The organism is Paenibacillus sp. FSL k6-2145, assembly GCF_037976585.1.
GTDB lineage: Bacteria > Bacillota > Bacilli > Paenibacillales > Paenibacillaceae > Paenibacillus.
Window position 1 is genome coordinate 3,111,096 of record NZ_CP150267.1, and the last position, 21,903, is coordinate 3,132,998.

The window sequence follows — 21,903 nt, forward strand, 5'->3', positions numbered from 1 at the left end:
ATATACCTGATATTTAAAACATGCAACATGAAGATGTCAAGACGCTAACATGACTCCAAGAAGGTGAGAGACTCCGATTTAATGCTTGCCAAGATGTGGATCAGCTTCACGCTCGATCAGGCGCATCAGTTTGCGCTCGGTAGCGCTCTCTGGCGCAGGAGTGTAGACACTGCAACGCAGATCGGAACTGCCCTGAACCTGCAACGAAGTCAGATCAAACAACATTTTGCCTGCTTTGGAATGCCTGAATTCGATTAATACGTCCGGGGCACTGCTGACACTGCTTTGTTTCCAAAGGGTATGAAAATCGGGATGTCTGTTCATCATGTCATCCAGAAATAAATTATACCATTCATCATCAACATACTGGCCATAGTAAGCACGAAAAATCGCCAGAAATCCGCTAACAAAATCCTCCCAGTTCACCGCGAGCCTGCGAAACTCCTTTCGATCAAATAACAGACTGATCATATTCCGCTGTTCGGGGGCAATCTGTTCAAAATCCATAAAAACATGCCGGGCTGCATCATTCCAGCCGACAATGTAACAACGCCGATCCGAGATCACGGTAGGGCAGTGATGAAGTTCTTGCAAAATTTTCTGCAAGGAAGGGTGAAGTTGAACCGGTTCTTCTTCTAGTGTGGGCAGCTCTGTATGATGCTCCATGGCGAGCGAAAACAGATACTTTCGTTCATCTGCAGTAAGCCTCAGTGCTGAAGCAATGTTATCCAACACAGAATGGGATACCTGAATATCCCGACCTTGTTCAAGCCAGGTATACCATGTTGTACTCACTCCTGCCAGTTGGGAAACCTCTTCTCTTCTCAGCCCAGGCGTTCTTCTCCGACTTCCAGTGGGTAAACCGACCGATTCGGGAGAAATTTTGGAACGCTGTGTTTTCAGAAAAGTGGACAATGCCTGTAACCTGACATCGTAGTTCAATCCATCACCTTCAATCCTCGTTATCATGGTAGTCATTATACTATTATAATTGACAACTTGTAATAGGATATTCAAAAGTGCACTATTAGTGGCAGAGCGTAAGATTAAGGTAGACAACAGCGCTGAAGGAGGATGGACATGGAACGAGTCGTGATTACAGGAATGGGAGTTATCTCTCCTCTGGGAAATGATGTAGATACATTCTGGAACGGATTGATTGAGGGTAGATCAGGGATATCGCATATAGAACATTTTGATACAGCTTCGTACAAAACCAGAATCGCTGGTGTAGTCCGTGATTTTGATGGTGAAGAGCGTTTTGGACGCAAGGAAGCAAGGCGTATGGATCGATTCGTTCAATTTGCTGTTGCTGCTGCGGACCAGGCTGTATCGCAATCGGGTCTTGTGATGGATGAACTGGACCGTGAACGGGTAGGTGTATATATTGGTTCAGGCATAGGCGGAATCCAGACATTGATGGAACAAGGCAAGGTCCTGTCAGATCGGGGACCTGCGCGAGTCAGCCCAACACTGGTACCTATGATGATATCCAATATGGCTGCGGCTATGGTCAGTATGAGGTTTGGTTGCTGGGGACCGACATTATCGCCAGTAACAGCTTGTTCCATTGGAAATACAGCCATTGGAGAGGCTTTTCGGTTAATTCGTCATGGCGGAGCCGATGTCATTATTGCTGGCGGGACAGAAGCGGCTGTAACCGAAGTGTCGCTGGCAAGCTTTGGTAATGCGACAGCGTTATCAACAAGAAATGAAGCCTTCCAAACAGCAAGTCGTCCATTTGATGCGGGAAGAGACGGTTTTGTCATGGCGGAGGGCGCTGGAATTCTGGTTGTGGAATCACTGTCTCATGCACTGGGAAGAGGGGCGAATATTCTTGCCGAAGTGATTGGATATGGTGCCAGTTCAGATGCGTATCATATGGTAGCTACCCACCCGGAAGGACGGGGGGCATATCTGGCGATGAAAGCAGCACTGAAAGAAGCACAGATTGAGCCTGAAGACATTGATGTGATTAACGCTCATGCCACCAGTACGGAGGCGGGTGACCTCTCTGAGACGAGAGCGATTAAGCAACTTTTTGGGACAAGTGCCTATGATATTCCGGTCACAGCGAATAAGTCCATGACGGGACATATGCTTGGTGCAGCTGGTGGTGCGGAGGCGATCTCACTTATCCAAAGTCTGCGGCATGGCATCATTCCTCCAACCATAAACCAGGAGCAGAAGGACCCCGAATGTGATCTGGATTATGTACCAAATGAGGCAAGAAAAGCAGAGTTGCGGATTGGGATGTCTAATTCCTTTGGTTTTGGCGGTCATAATGCGGTTATTGTTCTTCAAAAATTTTCATCTTAAGTAGAAAGACATCGTAAGCAAAGAACAGCGCTGCCTTATGGGGCTGCGCTGTTTCTTTGCTTACTTATGGATCACTCGTAAACACTGTACCTTGGTTAACGGCCGAGTGGTTGTACGCCTCAGGAAGAGAGGGATGTCGAATCGGCCATGCCTTTGTTACCTCGGCTCAGCCAGCTTACACGCCAGCGGGATTGCATGAAGAGCACCAGGAACAGGGAAGCTGCTGCAATCAGGCTAAGAATGACAAAACCTGGTGTATAGGATTGATAGCTGCTATACAGTTGACCGAGAATCAGCGGTAGTGCATACCCGCCTAATCCGCCAGCGGCACCTACAATACCTGTCATCAGACCAATCTCGTTACCGAAGCGTTGGGGAACGAGTTGGAACACGGAGCCATTTCCAGCTCCCAGACACATCATACCGAGGAACAGCATGACTACTACCACAGGAAGCGGTGGCATGAAGGATACTCCGATCAACATGATGCAGGCTCCAGTGTACAGGAAAGTCAGCATGCGGGTTCCGCCAATTTTGTCCGCCAGGTAACCCCCGACAGGCCGGAAGAAACTGCCTGCGATTACACAGAAGGTGGTAATGTCTGCGGCACGAACAGGAGAGAGCCCATACTGGGTGTTGAAGAAGATGGTGAGATAGTTACATAATCCAACGAAACCACCAAAAGTTACACAATAGAAGGCACAGAATACCCAAGCATCTTTTTGTTTAAGCAGACTTCCGTATTGGGATAATTTCTTGGGTTCAGGCCGGTTAGGGCTATTCTTGGCAAAGATAGAAAAGAAGATGAATACAATAGCGATTGGTATAATAGCAAGTCCGAACACAACTTCCCAGCTGCCAAAATGCGTAGCCAAGCGATTGGCAAACAATGTCGCGAGTACGGTTCCACTGTTACCCGCCCCGGCAATACCCATGGCCAGACCCTGATGCTCCTTGCCATACCATTGGCCTGCCAGAGGTAGCGCAGCAGCAAAGGAAGCGCCTGCGACACCAAGCAAGAGTGCCACCACGTACAGTTGGCCTAAAGAGTCGACCCATAACCAGCCGAGTAATAAAGGAACTAAGGTGACGAGCATCCCGATCTGTGCGGTCAGTTTCGGACCAATATAATCAGACATGAGGCCAAGCACAAGGCGCAGGATGGAGCCGCCGAGAATAGGCAATGCGACCAGATTGGCCTTTTCCAGCGGAGTCATCGGATAATCCAACGCTATGACAACTGCGAGCGGACCAAGCATCCCCCATATCATAAAACTGATGTCAAAATACATAAACGCCCCGAAGAGGGTGGGCTTATGCCCGCTTTTCCAAAAACTTTTGCTCTCCATCATCCATCATCGCTCCTCATCCAATTGAGATCTTCGTGATTTGTCTATGTGCTTGTTGAGGCAGAAAAAGGCCGCAAATCGTCCAGATCTGAACGATTTGCGGCCCCGTTGCCGACAGGCGGTACACGTCATTGTGTTCCCGCATCTGAGTTGATCACAGCACTGTGATTTTGATTCAAATTATAATCAAGAGAAAATAGGTATGTCAACAAAAATTACATGTAATTTTAAATAATTCATTTTTTATTGTATTCCGGAGTTTTGGTGTTAATTATGTTGACATTATATTCCGATTCCCTTAATCTGAATCTAATATGAATCCACACAAAGGCGTGTGGATTCCGGAGGCAACGGTGCCCTTTTCCGAATCATGGAGAAGGGATTTTTCTGTTTATTTTCAGGTGAGAGAGATAGGGGGGCAGCCCATGAGTAGAAGCAAACTGGTGATTATCGGGAATGGCATGGCTGGAGTGAAGTGTGTCGAAGAGATTATCGCACTGGAGCCTGATACGTATGAGATTGTCATCTACGGCAATGAACCCCGTCCCAACTACAATCGGATCATGTTATCGAAAGTGTTGCAGGGTGAGCATTCGTTACAGGATATCATTATCAATGATTGGACTTGGTATGCCGAGCATCATATACGGCTATGTACAGGTGAAACGGTACACCGCATTGATACCCGTGGAAAATATATAGAGACAGAATCCGGACTAAAAGAAACCTATGATGTCCTGATTCTGGCGACAGGGTCTTCACCTTTTATCCCACCGATTCCGGGGATTGATAAAGAGCGGGTCATGTCCTTCCGAACGATTGATGATTGTACGCGCATGTCTGATTATTCTAAAACCTATCGCAAGGCCGCCGTCATTGGTGGCGGATTACTTGGGCTGGAGGCTGCGCGCGGGTTGTTGCATCTGGGCATGGAAGCTGTGGTGGTCCATAACGCACCTTACATTATGAACCGGCAGTTGGATCAGAAGGCTGCCGCGATGCTTCAACAGGAACTTGAAGCGCAGGGCATGTCTTTTCTTTTGACCAAAAATACGCAGAAAATTACCGGGCGATCGCAGGCCCAGGGGTTGCTATTCACAGATGGTTCCAAGCTTGAAGCTCAGGTTGTCATTGTCGCTGTAGGGATTCGGCCAAATGTGGATCTGGCCAGACGAAGCGGGATCGCCACCAATCGGGCCATTATGGTAGATGACTATATGCGCACCAGTGTACCGGATATATATGCAGTTGGGGAATGTGCCGAACATCGGGGAATCAGTTATGGTCTGGTGGCCCCCTTATACGAACAGGGGAAGGTGCTCGCACGTACGCTCTGTGGACAGGAAACGCCTGAATACAAAGGATCTATTCCCTACTCACAGTTGAAGGTATCGGGGGTTGATGTTTTCTCGGCGGGTGAGATCAGTGGGGAAGGCATGCAGACCGCAATTCAACATCTGGATGGCATTCAAGGCACATACAAAAAAGTGCTGATGCAGGCTGGCAAAGTGCGTGGAGCCATTTTATTTGGAGATACAACCGAAGGAACGGCATTGCTTGGACTTGTGCAACGAGGTGCAGATGTGGCGGAATTGGCTCCGCGTGAAGGCGCCCCCGACCCTGCTGAGATGGCTGCTGCGGCATTATCGGCTCAGGAGACTGTCTGTGCCTGCAACAATGTGACCAAGGCTGCGATAATGAAGGCCATTCAGGAACTGGGTCTGGAAACGGCAGATCAGGTGAAGGAGCAGACCAAGGCGTCAGGTTCATGCGGTGGCTGTCGCCCGATGGTGGCTGCTCTATTGAAACATACGCATAACCTGAAAAATAACGGGGGTACTGGCGTGGTCGCCACACCGGATAAACCTGCTCCAATGCCTGTATGCAGTTGTACGGATCTTGGGCACGCAGAGCTGAGGGAAATCCTGGCTGACATCGATGTTCTGGAGACAGGGCTACCAGACATATCTTTGATCTTGCAAAAGCTGGGTTGGGGTTCGGAGCTTGGTTGCTCGGTATGTCGCCCCGTAATTCATTATTACTTACAGGTATCCGGTGGAACGATGATTGTTCGAGAGATCGAGGCTCACTCAGAGGTTCAGGTGCGCTGGGATGATCAGATCCCGATATCATCCTATGCGAGGGATGCGGGTGGCTTGGCTGCACAACTTCGTGCGCGTTGGATCGACGCAGCGATGCCGTCGCCGGTGAATATGGGAGTCGCACCAGGACCCGGGTCATTGGTGAGCGCACTAGTGCAGGATATCGGCTTGCTGGCTTCACCGGCTGGATGGGAGATATACGCAGGCGGTCACGCAGAACATCCGGTCAAGCAAGGTGGCTTGATTGGGGTGGCTGAAACAGAGATACAAGCGGCAGCACTCGCATCAGCCTGCCTTCAGTGGTATCGCCAAACCGCTTGGTATGATGAGCCGTTATGGGCATGGACGGAACGATTGGGGTTCATGACGATTCGGGAAACGCTGCTGGATGACCAGTTACAGAAGGAACTTGCAGCTACACTTCAAGCTGATATATAGATGAAAGGCGGGGATGGAAAGATGGGATTATCCGTGAGTTCAGAACCAACAGCCTCCAAGCTCTATGTAAAGGAAACCCAGTGTCCGTATTGCAGTGTGCAGTGCAAGATGACTGTTGAAGAACTGGCTGCACCTGTTGCAGGCCAGCATCGTGGTGAGTATAGGGTTCAGGGTGTCCCGAATGAAGCCTCTCAGGGCAGGTTGTGTGTGAAGGGCATGAATGCTCATCAACATGCGCTTAGTGGTCAACGATTAATGCATCCGCTCATTCGTCGTAATGGCGAGCTTGAACCCTGTTCCTGGGAGGAGGCCATTCAGACCATCGCAGAGCGGGTTCAGGACTTGAAAGATTCATACGGAGCAGATACGGTCGGAGTATACGGAGGCGGATCTCTGACAAATGAAACAGCCTATCTGCTCGGCAAGTTTGCCAGAGTTGCATTGGGGACAAAATATATCGACTATAATGGACGGTTCTGCATGTCAGCTGCGGCTTCAGCTGGCAGTAAAGTGTTTGGGATGGATCGTGGATTGACGTTCCGTCTGTCCGATATTCCCAAGGCGGGCTGCATTGTACTTGCAGGTACCAATATTGCAGAATGCCAACCTACCCTTTTGCCATACTTCAACCAAGCGAAGGAGAACGGAGCCTTCATTATCGTTATTGATCCACGTAAGACGGCAACCGCAGCCATTGCCGATCTTCACTTGCAGGTGAAGCCTGGCAAGGATGCCTTGTTGGCGGATAGCATGTTGAAGGTGATTATGGATGCCGGATTGGTGGCCCCTCATTTTATAGGCGAACGAACGCATGGTTACGAGCAATTGATACAAGGGTTGGCTGATCTGCAACTCGAACAGGCGGCACAAGCGTGCGGGGTTGATCTGGCGCTGATTCGTCAGGCGGCGATGGCTTACGGTGAGGCAGAGACAGGAATGATCATGACAGCACGTGGTGTGGAGCAGCAGACGGATGGGCATATGGCCGTCAGGCACTTTCTGAACTTGGTGCTCGCGACTGGCAAAATCGGCCGAGAAGGATGCGGATATGGTGCCATCACAGGTCAAGGAAACGGGCAAGGCGGACGGGAGCATGGACAGAAGGCTGACCAGCTGCCGGGCTATCGATCCATTGAAAATGAAGCCGATCGTGCCTATGTGGCATCCGTCTGGGGTGTGGACCCTGCAAGTTTGCCAGGCAAAGGGGTATCTGCCTACGAGATGATGGAGAAGGTCCATGATCAGGAGATTCGGGCGTTGCTTGTAATGGGCTCCAACCCGGTCGTATCCAACCCCAATGTGCGTTTGGTGGAAGAAGGTCTGCGCAAGCTGGACTTTCTGATCGTGGTAGACATGTTTCTGTCCGAGACAGCGCGAATGGCTGATCTGGTTCTGCCGGTTACATCTTATATGGAGAATGAAGGTACATTGACCAATCTGGAGGGGCGTGTTCTGCTCCGTGAAAAGGGGCAGCCTGCGCCGGGAGAAACGCTCGATGATTGGGATATATTATGCCGGATTGCCGCACAATTGGGTAAAGCTTCTTATTTTGAATATGAAACTGCTGAGGATATCTTTAATGAGCTTCGGGTGGCGAGTCGTGGCGGAGTGGCTGATTACTATGGCATTACCTATGAGCGTTTGCGTAACGAGAAAGGGGTATACTGGCCGTGTTCTGCCCTGGAGGATCAGGGAGAAGGACTGCTGTTCGGTGAACGATTTGCTCACCCGGATGGCAAAGCGGCATTCACATTTGAATCCAGCCCGGGCTGGAATGATATATCTTCGGAGTTCCCCTTAATTCTCACCAATGGGCGTGTGCTGCCTCATTATCTTACAGGGGTGCAGACACATCGCAGTCCGGCACTGGCAGCTCGTGAATTGGAGAACTTTGTTGAACTTCACCCGGCTACCGCTGCCCGTTATCGTATTCACGATGGAGAGTGGGTAGAGATTCAATCGACGTACGGAAGCTTCACGGTTCGTTCGCGCATCAAGGATTCGATTCGGGAGGATACCTTGTTCGTGCCGATGCATTGGGGCGGCATTCAGAATGTGAATCGGGCCACCAGACCAGAGTTAGATCCGTTCTGCCGGATGCCTGGGTTCAAGACAGCAGCTGTAACCATTCGACCGTTGCGTCTGGCGAGATGATTCATGCAGGTTTCAGTTTATAAAGGTTCTCAGGCGACATAAACTGTTCTAATGGTAGCTTAGCGGCTGCGCAGTCCATATTTATATGAGACTGTGCAGCTTTTTTTGCGTATATGTACGCAAGTAGGCCATAGTTCCGTGGTTCCACGTAAACATGAGGATTGGCTCATGAATATGGATTGAATTTTAGTTATGATGTTTATTAGGGGTACATATGTACGTATTTTTGATTATATTTTGAGGCCGACAACAGTTTCGAGTTTAGGATATTACGCATCATGGTATAGATATCGGGGCTTATGGAAGCTTCTTCAAATAGGGCAGGACATAGGGAGGGAACACGGTGAACATATGGATAACGGTAAAAAGTCTGGGTAAGCGCAAGCCGGCACTTGCCAAACAAGCTGCCGAACTTCCGGAAACAACCCATACGCTGAGGCAGCTCATTGAGAACATGGTGGCTCTGCAAGTGAAAGTCCTTCAGGACAAGAAGCAACAGGCAGAATTACTCGCCTTCCTCATGCCGGATGAGATTGAGACGCAGGGAGCGACGGGGAAAGTCGGGTTTGGCGCAGTATACAATGAGGGCGCTCCTGATCTGAATAGTGCGATGGAGACAGCTATAACCGCCTATGAGGATGGGTTGTACAAAGTGTTTCTCAACGATGAAGAATTGCAGGAACTGGACAATTCCGTGGTTATACAAGACGGCGACAACGTGGTGTTTGTTCGTTTTACAATGCTTGCCGGACGTCTGTGGTAGAGAGCGATGAAGGAGGAGAATAGGATGAATCAGGAAGAGCAAGTACAGGTGTATATGGATGGATTGCAGGAAAGAGCCAAGTCGTTAACAGGGGTACAGCTTGAGCTGGCAGGCTATGTTGTGGAGATCGCCGGGTCTACGTATTTGCGTGGAGATGAAAAGATGTTTTTGAATACTGATAAGTTGCTTGGAAGGTTGGCTGCAGAAACGCAGAAACCATTATTCCAGCCACTATTGGATGTGCTCCAGCATCTGGCGAGCGAGTCATTGGTTGCACGATTCCGTTATATCGCAGAGCGTGCGACTCGCTTCCCATACAGTAACAACTATGAACGCCGCCCTTTCCGCACATCCGATCCGGAGCAGCATGTAGCACAAGTCATCCGTAAACTGATGGGATTGTTCCGAATGGAGATGAAGAATTTCTCCCTGAGTGAATATGTGTCACTTCGTGAGTACAAGCTGGATTATCTGCATGAGATCCGTTGGGTTCTGGCGGATTGTATCGCATATGAACTGGATCATCAGGGCGGAGATATGAAGCAGGCATTGCACGATATTATCTATGGTGACAATCAGACGGCGCTGTTAACCCATGAAATGATCAAAGGTATATTCATGAGCGATCAGGCAGATGCCTATCAGATGGTGGGTGAGTTGCTCGTTGCAGCAAGGTTGCAGGAAGGGCTGCGCCAAAGCATTGTGGAGCGGATGGATGAAGGAACACTGGAAGCCTATATTTACATATTAAAAATCATTATCGCCAACAACCTGATCCGTTTCAGTTCGGTGGTAAGAGCGCTCGCTGTATGGACAGGAATCGGCATAGAAGCAGCCAATCAACGTGTTGCCGCACAGCTCATTGAACAGGCCTATGAGACGCTTGTTCAACCAGAAGTACGCGAGGCCTGGCAGCAGGAAGCGAACGCCAACAAGCTCTTTATCAGCCTGTGGGCGACAGCGGTCATTGAAGAGAATGAACTGACGAGCAAGATCATCGAGATTATGGATCAAGGCCAATTATATCAGAAGATTGTTGCCCAATACGTACTGGCTAACAGCCAGAACAGAGAGCTTCGTTTGCACATTGCACGTCGTTATCTGGAGGCGCAGGATACCGAGTTGATGCACTGGATTGTGACCAACTATGATGCCATGTATATGTACAACTGGAGTTTCGAGAATGGAGAGAATCAGCGTAGTGTCTACGTGTGGCCATTGCCTGCGCTTGAAGATAAGGCATTGAGACGTCAGGACTTTGATCAATTCAAACAGATGTTGGCTGTCATTCCAAAAGGCGGATCAGGTGGACCATCGGGTGTACTTGAGTATGTTCACTACCGGATTGATACAGATGATGTAGTGAAGAAAATGTTATATCTGGCCGCTTATGATATGGACCCGGAATGGATCGGCGAAGTCATCGCAATCAAGGACCGTTTGAGCCCAGAACTGCGCGGGGAACTGTTGTCCCAGTTTGTTCAGCATCCCGATAATGAGGTGCAAAGACAGTTTGTGTTTGAGAGTTTGTCTGATAAAAGCATCAGTAATCGGGAAAGTGCGCTCTCCAAGGCGAAGCAGCTCACGTTGACGGTTGAAGAGATGAAACAGATGGAGGCGCTGATGAAGCTCAAGACAGGCTCACTTCGTCAGAAGGTCATCCATGTATTGTTACTACAACCCGTGGACCAATTGACGGTTTCACTGAAGCGACTTTTGCAGGCCAAGAGTGAGTTGCAGCGTCTAGGCGCGCTCGAATTGTTGACCGAGATTGCGGCAGATCCGGATCGGGCAGATCAGCAGGAGCAATTGCAGCCATTGGCACAGCTGATTGAGACGCCAACCGCGAAGGAACAGAAACTGCTGGATAAGCTGACCGATCAGGGGAGTCGTTACACAGCCTCTAATGGATTTGGTTTATTCGATCCGAAGCGACGTGAGCTATTGCTGGATGAGAAGCGTGATCTCAAGGGCCATATTCCGAAGGATATCTTTACACTCTCTCTGGATAAGACCAGACCATTTCTGGAGGGACTTAGTGAATTAGTGCATGAACACAGGGATTATGAGTACCAGGTGGAATACTACGCTGGCTACAAAGATACATTGTTAGTCGGAGCGAGTCTTCGCTCCAAGGTTCCATATGGAGAGCGGAATGAAATGAAGCAGATGGAACAGTTCCCGCTACATGACATATGGGAAAACTTTATTCAACATGCTGGGTTTAGCAGTGTGGAACTGATGCAACTATACATGGTTATACAGCTCCGGGATTTCAATGGCAAATTGAGTGACCATTACAGTTACTTCCATGATCAGTATGACTATGAAGAACTGCAAAAGATTCCGTTACTGGAAGGCTGGCGCAAGACGTTTGCTGAACAGACCTATCCTCTGGATGACATCGAAAAGCTGCAGCAGATGCTGGATTCGTTAACGTATAAGGATCAGGTAGTGGCACTGATATCGGCGGCATTTCTGGATAGCGATCCGATCGACACGTTTGAAATAGCTGAGAAAACCTGGGCCTCCATCATCGCGAGTATGCCTGCTGATCGACTCGAGAAAGAGTCAGGCATGCTTCATATTCTGACTGGATCTTGGAATTATGTGGTTCGTGGCAAAATCCATGACGATAACAGTTTCAAACGTTTCTTCCAGACAGCTTACCAGTTCACCAGTCTTGTAGAGAGTAGTCATCCGCTGTCTTTACTGTCACTTGAAGATTTTCTGCGTGCGTACCAGTTGAACTTGATTGATGAACAGGAGATATACCGACAGGTTCTGGTCGGTGGGAATCGTCTGATGTTTATTCGGGACTTAACATCCACTCGTACAGAAGTGATCGCAAGTGATCCCAAGCTGATTCATTTACGGGATACGGTCGTTAATCGGATTCTGGAGATCGAGCTGACCCGGGGAGAACTCTCTACAGAAGTAAGTACACTTGCCATGAAACTGGAACGAATTGAAGGCATGGAACACTGGGTACATCTGGTCTCGGCGATGGATCAGGATACATTTGTCCGTGGATATATCTACAGTTATGGGGACAACACAACACGTAAAGAGACGTTTAGCTATCTAATTCAGAATTGTCATCCACGGGATGGAGAAGATGAGAAGCGTCTTGGAGAATTACTCCAGAAGTATCCGGTGAATGAGAAAAAATTGCTGGAAGCGGCTATGTACGCCCCGCAGTGGATGGAGATTGTTGCAAAACATCTGGGATGGGAAGGTCTCCGCAGTGCGGCATGGTACTTCCATGCCCATATCAATGAACGCTTTACTGCGGAGAAAGAAACCATCGTGGCCCACTATTCTCCAATCTCACCACAGGACTTTAATGAAGGTGCGTTTGATATCGCTTGGTTTGAAGAAGCCTATGCTGCTGTCGGTGAGGAACGGTTCAATCTGTTATACGATTGCGCCAAGTACATTTCCGGGGGAGCTAACCACCGCAGATCCCAATTGTTCGCAGATGCTGCACTGGGCAAGCTTCGATTGGACGATATGCGTGATTCCGTGTCAGACAAGCGAAACAAGGATCATTTGTTAACCTACAGTTTGATCCCATTCGCCGTAAATCGGGAACAGGATCTGCGTGAGCGATACGACTTCATTCAGAAGTTTCTGTTGCAGAGCAAGCAATTCGGTGCACAACGCCGTGCCAGTGAAGGTGTAGCATCACAGATTGCACTGGGCAATCTCGCTCGTAATGCAGGTTATGCTGATGTTACGCGGCTGATGTGGGACATGGAAGCACGTAAGTTGGATGAGATGAAATCCTTCTTTGAACCTCATGCATTAGATGCTGACACGACAGCACAATTGGTCATTGATGAGGAAGGCCAACCCGAAATGGTTATCGTTAGCAAAGGCAAGACACTCAAATCTGTACCTGCCCGGTTCAAAAAAGATGGATATATCGCTGAACTGAAAGAGCTCAAATCGGATCTGGTGGATCAGTATCGCCGGGCACGGCAGGAGCTGGAACGTTCGATGACTGCTGGAACATCCTTTACACGTGAGGAAATTACCAGTCTGATGCAAAATCCGGTTATACATCCGCTGGTAAGAACGCTTATATTCCAGTCAGGTGACAAGACGGGACGATTCGATGTATCATCCAATGGTTTGGTTGCTCCTGGGCCGGAGGGTACGAACCATGCACTATCGGAACAGGATCAACTGTTGATTGCTCATCCGCTTCATCTGTATCAGAGCGGAAGCTGGAGTGAATTCCAGCGGGATCTGTTCACCCGTCAGGAGCGTCAGCCCTTCAAGCAGGTATTCCGTGAGCTGTATCTTCCTAACGAGGACGAATTGGCTAATGGTACGGTGTCTCGTCGATACGCCGGATATCAGATTCAACCGAAAAAAGCAGTAGCTCTGCTTAAAGGACGCCAATGGACTGTCAGTTATGAGGAAGGTCTGCAGAAGGTAAGTTACGAGCACAATCTGATTGCGAATCTCTATGCCATGGCAGATTGGTTCTCACCAGCAGATACGGAGGCACCTACCTTGGAGACGGTGCAGTTCTACGATCGTAAGAGCTACAAACCTGTAGCGCTGCAAGATGTGCCGCTGACGTTCTTCTCGGAAGTTATGCGTGATATCGATCTGGTGGTCAGCGTTGCACATGTGGGAGGCGTAGATCCGGAAGCCAGCCTGACAACAATCGAGATGCGTCACGTCATTGTGAACGAGTCGTTGCGTCTGCTGAAGATCGACAATGTACGTTTGGACGGGAATTACGCACGAATTGATGGTGAATTGGGTGAGTATGCTGTTCATCTGGGGAGTGGTAATGTGTTCAAACAAGCTACAGGTGCACTTCATATTGTTCCGGTGCACAGTCAGCATCGGGGTCGAATCTTCCTGCCATTCCTGGATGAAGATCCGAGAACAGCTGAGATTTTGTCCAAGGTGATGTTGCTCGCCGAAGATAAAAAGATCAAGGACCCGCAGATTCTTGCACAATTACAGAACTAGAAGTGATTGAACAGAAGTGAGCCGCCCCTCTTGGGGCGGTTTTTTATTTGCTACTCCGATTTTAATGTAACTTCGAATCTCAATATAACGAGTGTAGAACAAGAATCATGGACGGAAAGTGGACAATATGGAGCAATTCCAACATAAAGGCAGCTGAAGAACCTGTTAAAAGGGACCTCAGTTGCTTTTATATTTTTGGATATTTCAATGGACCGGATTGGTTCCGTTTTCAAATAGACTTAGGACCCAGAGTGTGTCGACATATTCCTTAATCTGATAATTAATTGCATTAATTGGTTGATCGGGAGTGGGTCGAACCGACTGTTTTTAAAAGTAAAGAATTTGTTCGAAAGTAGTTACGGAAATGTAAATAATTCGTTTTCTTGTTTTGTTATCTGAATTGTTAATATGGTGATTCCAAAGAACTAGGCTTGTTCTAATCGGTCATTTACCAAATTTAAGGGGATGTAATTCATGATCATGTCGGCTATCGTTAGGAAGCGAAATCTGCTGACTTGCTTGCAGGCTGCAGTTTCAGAAGCCATGTGCAGGACAACCTGAATGCTTGAAAGACTGGGATCAAGCCAGTTTGCATTCCCTTGTATACATGTATTCAATATGTGCACAAGAAAAATGATCAAGAGAGAAGGAGAGCTTACAACATGAACAGAAGACTCAATCTGATTTTCCTCAAACGATGGTTTATGTTATTAATCATCGTGGCGGTTGCGGCTATGCCGCTGCACGCCTTCGCCGCGGAGGCGGAATCTGGGGCCAATCGTCCTTGGATGAACAAATCCTTGTCTGCGGAGGAACGCACCGAGCTGCTGCTCAAGGAGATGACGCTGGAGGAGAAAGTTGGATTCGTAACCGGTAAAGTCAATAACTATTATGGTTTCTATAATGATGGATTGGAGCGCCTCGGCATTCCGGCATTACAGATGGCAGACGGACCTGCAGGGGTACGTGTGGCTAACCCGGATGTGCAGGACAAAAAGTCCACGGCACTGCCTGCACCCATCGCGCTTGCCGCTTCCTGGGATACCAATCTGGCCAAGAAATATGGCGATCTGATCGGTCAGGAAGCACATGATACAACACATAATGTAGTGCTCGGCCCTGGGCTGGATATTGCACGTACACCATGGGGTTCCCGGAACTTCGAATCTCTCGGGGAAGATCCGCTATTGGCTTCGGGCATGGGTGCAGCGTATGTGAACGGGATTCAAAGTAATCCGGTTATCGCTACAGCGAAACACTATATCCTGAACAACCAGGAGACGGAACGTTTCACGACCAATGCAACAGCCAGCGAACGTGCCATTCAGGAAGTCTATGCACGTCCGTTCCAGGCGATGGTTGAAAAAGCGGATCTTGGTTCTGCCATGTGTTCATTTAACCAGGTGAACGGTACATATGCTTGTGAGAACAAGGAGATGCTTACCAATGTCCTTCGGGATCAGTTTGGCTTCGAAGGGTTTGTCATGAGTGACTACGGTGCAAACTTCAGCACAGCCAAGTCCGCCAATGCGGGTCTGGATCTGGAGACACCGGGAGAGCCTTACGGCAAATGGGGAGACAAATTGCTGGAAGCCGTCAACAATGGCGAAGTCAGCGAGCAAACCATTGATGAGAAGGTTAGACGCATTTTGCTTCAAATGTTCGATAAAGGGCTGTTCGATAACCCTGTAACGAATACACAAATCAATGCCAAGAAAGACGGCAAACAGGCACGTGAAATTGCAGAAGAGAGCATGGTTCTTTTGCAAAACAACGATAATGTACTGCCGCTGTCCAAGAAAAACGTGAAATCCATCGCTGTCATCGGACCGGATGCAGATAACGCATCTGCTGCTGGTGGAGGTAGCAGTCTCGTTAATCCGACGTATACGGTGAGCCCGCTTGAAGGGATTCGTAACCGTGCAGGAAACGGTGTAGATGTGCAATATGCAGCCGGAACCGATCCAATCTCGGCAGGAGATGCGTTTAACGGACCGTCCGCGGTACCATCCACGCTCTTGTCTCCAGCGGGTGTTAACGAAAGTGGTTCAGACAATGCGAAAAACGGACTGCATGCCGAATATTGGACGAACAAGGACATGGAGGGCAATCCTGAACTGGTCCGCACGGATAATCAGGTGAACATGAATCTTGGATTTTACAACTATGAAGGCTTCAATGCACAGTCGTCTAAACTTCCGGTGACGCCAACGAAGTTTAATAGCAAAATGTCCGCTCGTTGGACAGGTTCCATTACGGCACCGAAAACAGGTGATTACAAACTGTCTCTGACCAGTCTGGGTTCTGCAAAACTATACGTGGATGATCAGCTGCTGGTAGACAATCAAGGTGCGACACTGAGCACTACAAAGAAAGAAATCACGCTTAAAGAAGGCGAGTCTCACAACATTCGGATTGAATATCGTACAGATTTCCCGGTACAAACCAGTCATGATATGGGAGCTCAGGTTCGTTTCGGCTGGGAAGCTCCAGAAGATGCTGTTGATGCCAAGATGCAAAAAGCAGTTGAGTTGGCGAAAAAATCCGATGTTGCCGTTGTGGTAACTCGCACGTATGACAGTGAAGGTTACGTAGACCGTTCCGACCTGGAACTGCCGAATAACCAGGAGCAGCTGATCCGCAAGGTAGCGGCAGCCAATCCAAAAACGATCGTGGTTCAAATGAGTGGTCGCGCTGTTGAAATGGATTCCTGGCAAAAAGAAGTGCCATCCATAGTTCAGGCTTGGTATGCAGGTCAGGAACAAGGTAATGCAGTGGCACGTGTTCTGTTCGGCGATGTGAATCCATCCGGTAAGTTGCCGGTGACGTTCCCATCAGATGATTCCCAAACTCCGGTATCCACTGCGGAACAATTCCCGGGTGTGAATGGGGTGGGCAACTACTCCGAAGGTATCTTTGTAGGGTATAAAGGATATGACAAAGAAGGCATGACACCGGCGTTTGCCTTTGGACACGGACTGTCTTATACCGATTTTAATTATCGTAATCTGCATGTGAAAAACACAGGCAAAGGCGACAAAGCAACCGTAGAAGTATCCCTGAACTTACGTAACACCGGTAAAGTTGCCGGTGCGGAAGTTGTACAGGTCTATGTCGGCAACCTGCCAACCAAAGTTGAAACGCCAGAGAAGCAGCTTGCTGGCTGGGCGAAGGTTGATCTGAAAGCAGGCAAGCAGCAACGGGTCAACATTCAACTGGATCGCAGCGCATTGTCCTACTGGGATGAAACATCGCATGAATGGGTAATGCCTAAGGGTAAAGTCCAATTGTATGTTGGCAGTGCATCGGATGATATCCGTCTGACAGGCAGTGTGAATATCGGAAGCAAGTCCGGTAAATAAAATTGCAATCAGGGAGATTGGAAGGTTGTTCTCCCAGTGAAGTTATTCCGTTAAATGCAGTTTGTTCTACTTCATATAGATTAGGAAAATGAGTCGTGGCCTAGTGGCCGCGGCTTTTTCCACAATGGAAGGAGAGTGAAACGTGATGAATATAGGCTGGCGAGAGCATCCCAAACGATGGATAATCCTATTGATTGCTGTTTGTTGTGTCGGTATAGGAATCTGGCTTATCTTCACCCGAAGTGAACAACCCGCTCCGCCACCGGTTGCGGACAAGCAGAGAGCGGTCGAAGTCTGGTTAACCACGGGAGATCGGAAAAATCTGCTTACACCACAGAAGCCCATTCCAATTACAGATCACCATGATGCTGACCCAAGTTCTTCAGTTTTTTCAACGCAGGAGTCAGACACATCTTCGTCGGATTTCACCATACAGATTGACCCGGACAAGACGTATCAGACCATGGATGGATTCGGCGCAGCGATGACGGGTTCGTCGGTACATCTGATTAATCAGCTTCCAGAGGAGCAGCAAGAACAACTACTCAAGGAGATGTTCTCGACGGAAGGGCTAAACATGGATATGGTACGTCATACGATTGGTGCCTCCGATTATTCGGTAGATGAATCAGGCGCGGCTTCAAGTTATACCTATGATGATATAGAGTCCGGCACGGACTATGAGATGGAACACTTTTCGATCGAAAAGGATCAGGAAGTCGTGAATATGCTGAAGCGTGTAGCTGGTTTGAAACCGGATCTTAAAGTGCTGGGCACACCGTGGACGGCCCCGGCCTGGATGAAGTATGGGGAGAAGACCACTAACGGTTGGTATCTGGATTACAACGATCCCCAGGTGTATGAAGCTTACGCGAGATATTTCGTGAAATATATCAAAGCTTATCAGGCAAAGGGCATTCCCATCTACGTGATCACGTTGCAAAATGAACCGGAGTTCACCTCGGATAAATATCCGAGTATGAGTATGGGATCCGAAGAACAAGCGATGTTCATTCGGGATTATCTCGGCCCGGCGCTACAGGATGCAGAACTGGACACGCGAATCATCGCGTATGATCATAACTGGGATCATGCGGTTGAATATACCGGTAAGGTGCTTGATGATGAGCAGGCTGCTGCCTATATCGATGGATCTGCTTTTCACTGTTATGCAGGTGATCCATCTGCCATGTCGGAAGTGCATGAGCGCTTCCCAGACAAAAACATCTATTTTACCGAATGTAGTGGTGGGGAGTGGAGTCCTGATTTTGGCGAGAATCTGAGCTGGCAGATGTCCAATCTCATCATTGGTGCACCTCGCAACTGGGCGAAAAATGTACTGCTCTGGAACATCGCACTCGATCCGCAAGGTGGACCCACGAACGGTGGCTGTGAGAACTGTCGTGGGGTTGTGACGATTGACCCGGAGCGTGATGAAATCACTAGAAATGTCGAGTATTATGCGTTAGGCCACATCAGCAGTTATGTACGTCCGGGAGCCGTAAGAGTTGCTTCTACGCAAGAACAGGGCCAGCTCGAGAACGTAACCTTCCGCAATCCGGATGGAACGATGGTGCTGGTTGCAGCTAACACGGGTGAGGCAGAAGTTTCCTTTGATGTAGTTATGGGCGGAGATTCGTTTCGATATGTACTGTCTTCCCAATCGGCAGTTACCTTCCGTTGGAAACCAAAAATGGGGTAGAACGTTAACTCAAGTTTGGCAATTATGGGTACAGATTGAATGATGGACATGGTAAAATAAACGAAGAGTTATTTCAAATTTGATCTATCAAACAAGTCCGATCCCAAGATCGGACTTTTACATAACCTTTTACTAGAAAAGGAGAATACGTTGGACATGATAGTGGTTGCATATCGGGAACAGGATCATGACAAGTTGGTCGAGATCTGGGAGAGTGCTGTTCGGGCAACACATACGTTTTTGGAAGAGCATCACATTCAGTTCTATAAAAAAGTGGTGAGTGATGTGTTGCAGCACAGGCAAGTCGAGGTTTGGGAAGCGCTGAATACAGAGCAACAACCCGTGGGTTTTATTGGTTTGGATGATAACTTTATCGAAATGTTGTTTGTAGATCCGAGTCAACACGGACAGGGTCTGGGACGTCTGCTCGTAGACCATACCTTCAAAATCAAAGGCCTTCACCTCAAGGTGGATGTTAATGAGCAGAATACTGGAGCAGCCCGATTCTATCAAAAGATGGGATTTGTACAGACAGGTCGTTCCGAATTGGACGGTTCCGGTAATCCGTTTCCGCTGTTGCATCTGGAGATCCAACAGGAACAGGCTGAGAGATTGTCGTAATGGATAGACCATGAGTTATAAATGACCAGGATGAGGAGTGTGCAGGATGACACAGATCAAGGTGACACCGGAACAACTGGAGACGGTCAGTGGGCAGTTCGCTCAGGCACATCAGCAATTATCGGGATTCATGTCCACATTGGACGGCAAGATGAGTGTCATGCGCAGCAATTGGGATGGGATGGAACGGGAACGCTTCTATAACGATTATTCAACGGCTCAAGGCACGATGAAATCTGTTCTGGAACTGGTTCTGTCCATTCAGTCGGAGCTTAAGAAAATTGCCGAGCGTTTCCGCACGACAGATGAAGAGGCGGTGAGCCAGGCAATCATGACGGCGCTGACCGCAGCGCGGGCGCTATCAACCATGGGCAAAAATAAAGGTGATGATCTGGACAAAACGCCAGGTCCACCAAAGAACATGGATGAATGGGCTGAGAAGGATGCCGAGAAATACCAGAACTATGAGGAAATGCTGAAGAAAGCCAAAGAGATGGGGGACGAAGAACTGGCGCAGCAGATTCAGGCCAGCATGAACATCATTCGGCTTCAGTATGAAGATGTAATCTATCAGACTGACCCCAATACGGGCAAGACGGTGAAAATTACCGAGGATTCCATCGTAGGTACGTATCAGGTGAAAAGCGACAAGGGCGAAACGACCACCATCAGTCTGGATAAACAGGGCAATGTGGTGGACTATACCAAAGATACGGAAAAGTATAGGTATTCGGAGCAAACGCACACGACCAGTCAAGGCGAGCATCTCTTTGGCAAAGCAGCACAAACGGCTACAGCCTACGGCATTGGTCTGTTGCTCACAAGCAAGACGGGCTCTGCCTTCACGGAACATGCGACAGGATTAGGTTCATCCTTCGTCGCGGACAAATTCCTGTTCTCCGTGCCGGAGGAAGGCGAGACACGTACGATGATCTACCGTACCAATAAGGAAACGGGCAAAATGGAAAATATGATAGTGGTCACGCGTGGCGACAACGATATTGAATATACTCCGTGGCGGGATTACTATTAAGCCGCGGATGGGGTTGGCAAGCGGGCAACGCAGGGGTACCTGGTTGCGGCCTGCTTGTCGCCCGTTGCATGGAGCCATGTGGTTGTATATCACATGGCTATGCGTGTGGAGGGCAGGCGGCTTATCCGTGAGCCTGCCCATAGAGAAACACCCCGGCAACCTTCTCCCTGAGATGGGAAGGTTGCCGGGGTGTTTATAGTTTTGCTTACCGATTCGCCACGGTCAATGGACCGGGCTGGAAGGGACTCTTTTTTTGCCAGAGATTAATGTGTCTCTTCATCCAGAAACGGTTTGTTCACCGCATAATACATAAAGCCCATCAGCAGCACACCACCCACCAGATTACCCAAGGTCACGGGAACCAGGTTGTGAAGCACACCTTCAAATGAGATCGTTCCCGGATGGTTCAGCACAAGTGCAATCGCGAATGTACACATATTGGCGATGCTGTGCTCGTATCCCGAGATGAAGAAGCAGAACACAAAGAGCATCATGGCGAACATTTTGGCTCCATTCTCCTTCATGAACATCGGGACAAAGAACGCCATACATACAAGCCAGTTACACAGGATTCCCCGGAAAAAGAGCTGCATGGTCGGAACTTCCATTTTGTGTTCCACCACGCTTAGCAGAAAACCGTTCACCTGGGACGAGTCGAACAATCCGGTCAGGTAGATTAACAAGGCAAACACGGCTGCGCCCATCAGGTTACCGCTATAACTCGCAATCCACAGCTTGATCACTTCGAACCAGCGCAGTTTCTTGCGCAGCGCCGCATACGTGTAATAAAACGTATTGCCCGTGAACAGGTCACCCCCGCCGTAGGCGATCAGGATGATGGCCGCGCCAAACGTAATTGCTGCCATCGGATAGGTAAACGGGGACTGCTCCATATAAAAGAAGTTACCTGTCTTAAACGCCACGATGACGCCGAATCCGATAAACATACTGGCCAGCATGGAGCGTGCAAGGTACCTGATTAAGCTTTGTTTGTAAATCTTGTGTTTCTTCAAAGCTAGTTGTTCCACGTTGCGTAAAGCTTCCGTTTCCATAATTATCCTCCAA

At 48.8% G+C, this 21,903-nt stretch carries 12 protein-coding genes; 9 read left to right on the plus strand and 3 right to left on the minus strand.

The features are described from left to right. Positions 1–78 precede the first annotated feature (78 nt). Positions 79–942, minus strand: coding sequence for a helix-turn-helix transcriptional regulator (locus NZ043_RS13815; RefSeq protein ID WP_091034663.1), 864 nt, complete (start codon positions 940–942; stop codon positions 79–81). Between the two features lie 138 nt (positions 943–1,080). Between NZ043_RS13815 and fabF the strand changes: the two genes are divergently transcribed. Then, positions 1,081–2,319, plus strand: coding sequence for a beta-ketoacyl-ACP synthase II (gene fabF, locus NZ043_RS13820; protein WP_133386468.1), 1,239 nt, complete (start codon positions 1,081–1,083; stop codon positions 2,317–2,319). A 119-nt stretch (positions 2,320–2,438) separates the two neighbouring features. On the opposite strand, the gene NZ043_RS13825 is transcribed toward fabF, so the two are convergent. Then, the gene (locus tag NZ043_RS13825; protein ID WP_339312748.1) at positions 2,439–3,668 is read right to left on the minus strand and encodes a nitrate/nitrite transporter; all 1,230 of its coding nucleotides are present in this window, start codon (positions 3,666–3,668) and stop codon (positions 2,439–2,441) included. A 425-nt stretch (positions 3,669–4,093) separates the two neighbouring features. Here NZ043_RS13825 and nirB point away from each other — a divergent pair, with 425 nt between their 5' ends. The 8 genes from nirB to NZ043_RS13865 all read left to right on the plus strand — a co-directional run bounded on the left by nirB (position 4,094) and on the right by NZ043_RS13865 (position 20,838). Further along, a complete protein-coding gene (gene nirB, locus NZ043_RS13830; protein WP_091034656.1) occupies positions 4,094–6,208 on the plus strand; it encodes a nitrite reductase large subunit NirB in 2,115 nt (704 codons plus the stop codon). A gap of 21 nt (positions 6,209–6,229) precedes the next feature. Beyond that, the gene (locus tag NZ043_RS13835) at positions 6,230–8,362 is read left to right on the plus strand and encodes a molybdopterin oxidoreductase family protein (protein WP_339312246.1); all 2,133 of its coding nucleotides are present in this window, start codon (positions 6,230–6,232) and stop codon (positions 8,360–8,362) included. A 343-nt stretch (positions 8,363–8,705) separates the two neighbouring features. After that, positions 8,706–9,125: a hypothetical protein gene (locus NZ043_RS13840; protein ID WP_091034653.1), complete on the plus strand. Its 420-nt coding sequence runs from the start codon at positions 8,706–8,708 to the stop codon at positions 9,123–9,125. A gap of 24 nt (positions 9,126–9,149) precedes the next feature. Next, the gene (locus NZ043_RS13845) at positions 9,150–14,120 is read left to right on the plus strand and encodes a DUF4132 domain-containing protein (RefSeq protein WP_339312248.1); all 4,971 of its coding nucleotides are present in this window, start codon (positions 9,150–9,152) and stop codon (positions 14,118–14,120) included. Positions 14,121–14,782: 662 nt separating this feature from the next. After that, positions 14,783–17,482, plus strand: a complete 2,700-nt coding sequence (locus NZ043_RS13850) for a glycoside hydrolase family 3 C-terminal domain-containing protein (protein WP_339312250.1) — start codon at positions 14,783–14,785, stop codon at positions 17,480–17,482. Between the two features lie 145 nt (positions 17,483–17,627). Next, the gene (locus NZ043_RS13855) at positions 17,628–19,184 is read left to right on the plus strand and encodes a glycoside hydrolase family 30 beta sandwich domain-containing protein (protein WP_339312253.1); all 1,557 of its coding nucleotides are present in this window, start codon (positions 17,628–17,630) and stop codon (positions 19,182–19,184) included. 150 nt (positions 19,185–19,334) lie between these two features. Then, positions 19,335–19,805: an acetyltransferase gene (locus tag NZ043_RS13860; RefSeq protein ID WP_339312255.1), complete on the plus strand. Its 471-nt coding sequence runs from the start codon at positions 19,335–19,337 to the stop codon at positions 19,803–19,805. 46 nt (positions 19,806–19,851) lie between these two features. Further along, on the plus strand, positions 19,852–20,838 hold the full coding sequence (locus NZ043_RS13865) for a WXG100 family type VII secretion target (protein ID WP_339312257.1): 987 nt from the start codon (positions 19,852–19,854) through the stop codon (positions 20,836–20,838). A 263-nt stretch (positions 20,839–21,101) separates the two neighbouring features. On the opposite strand, the gene NZ043_RS13870 is transcribed toward NZ043_RS13865, so the two are convergent. Continuing rightward, a complete protein-coding gene (locus NZ043_RS13870; RefSeq protein ID WP_017690511.1) occupies positions 21,102–21,890 on the minus strand; it encodes a formate/nitrite transporter family protein in 789 nt (262 codons plus the stop codon). Positions 21,891–21,903 lie beyond the last annotated feature (13 nt).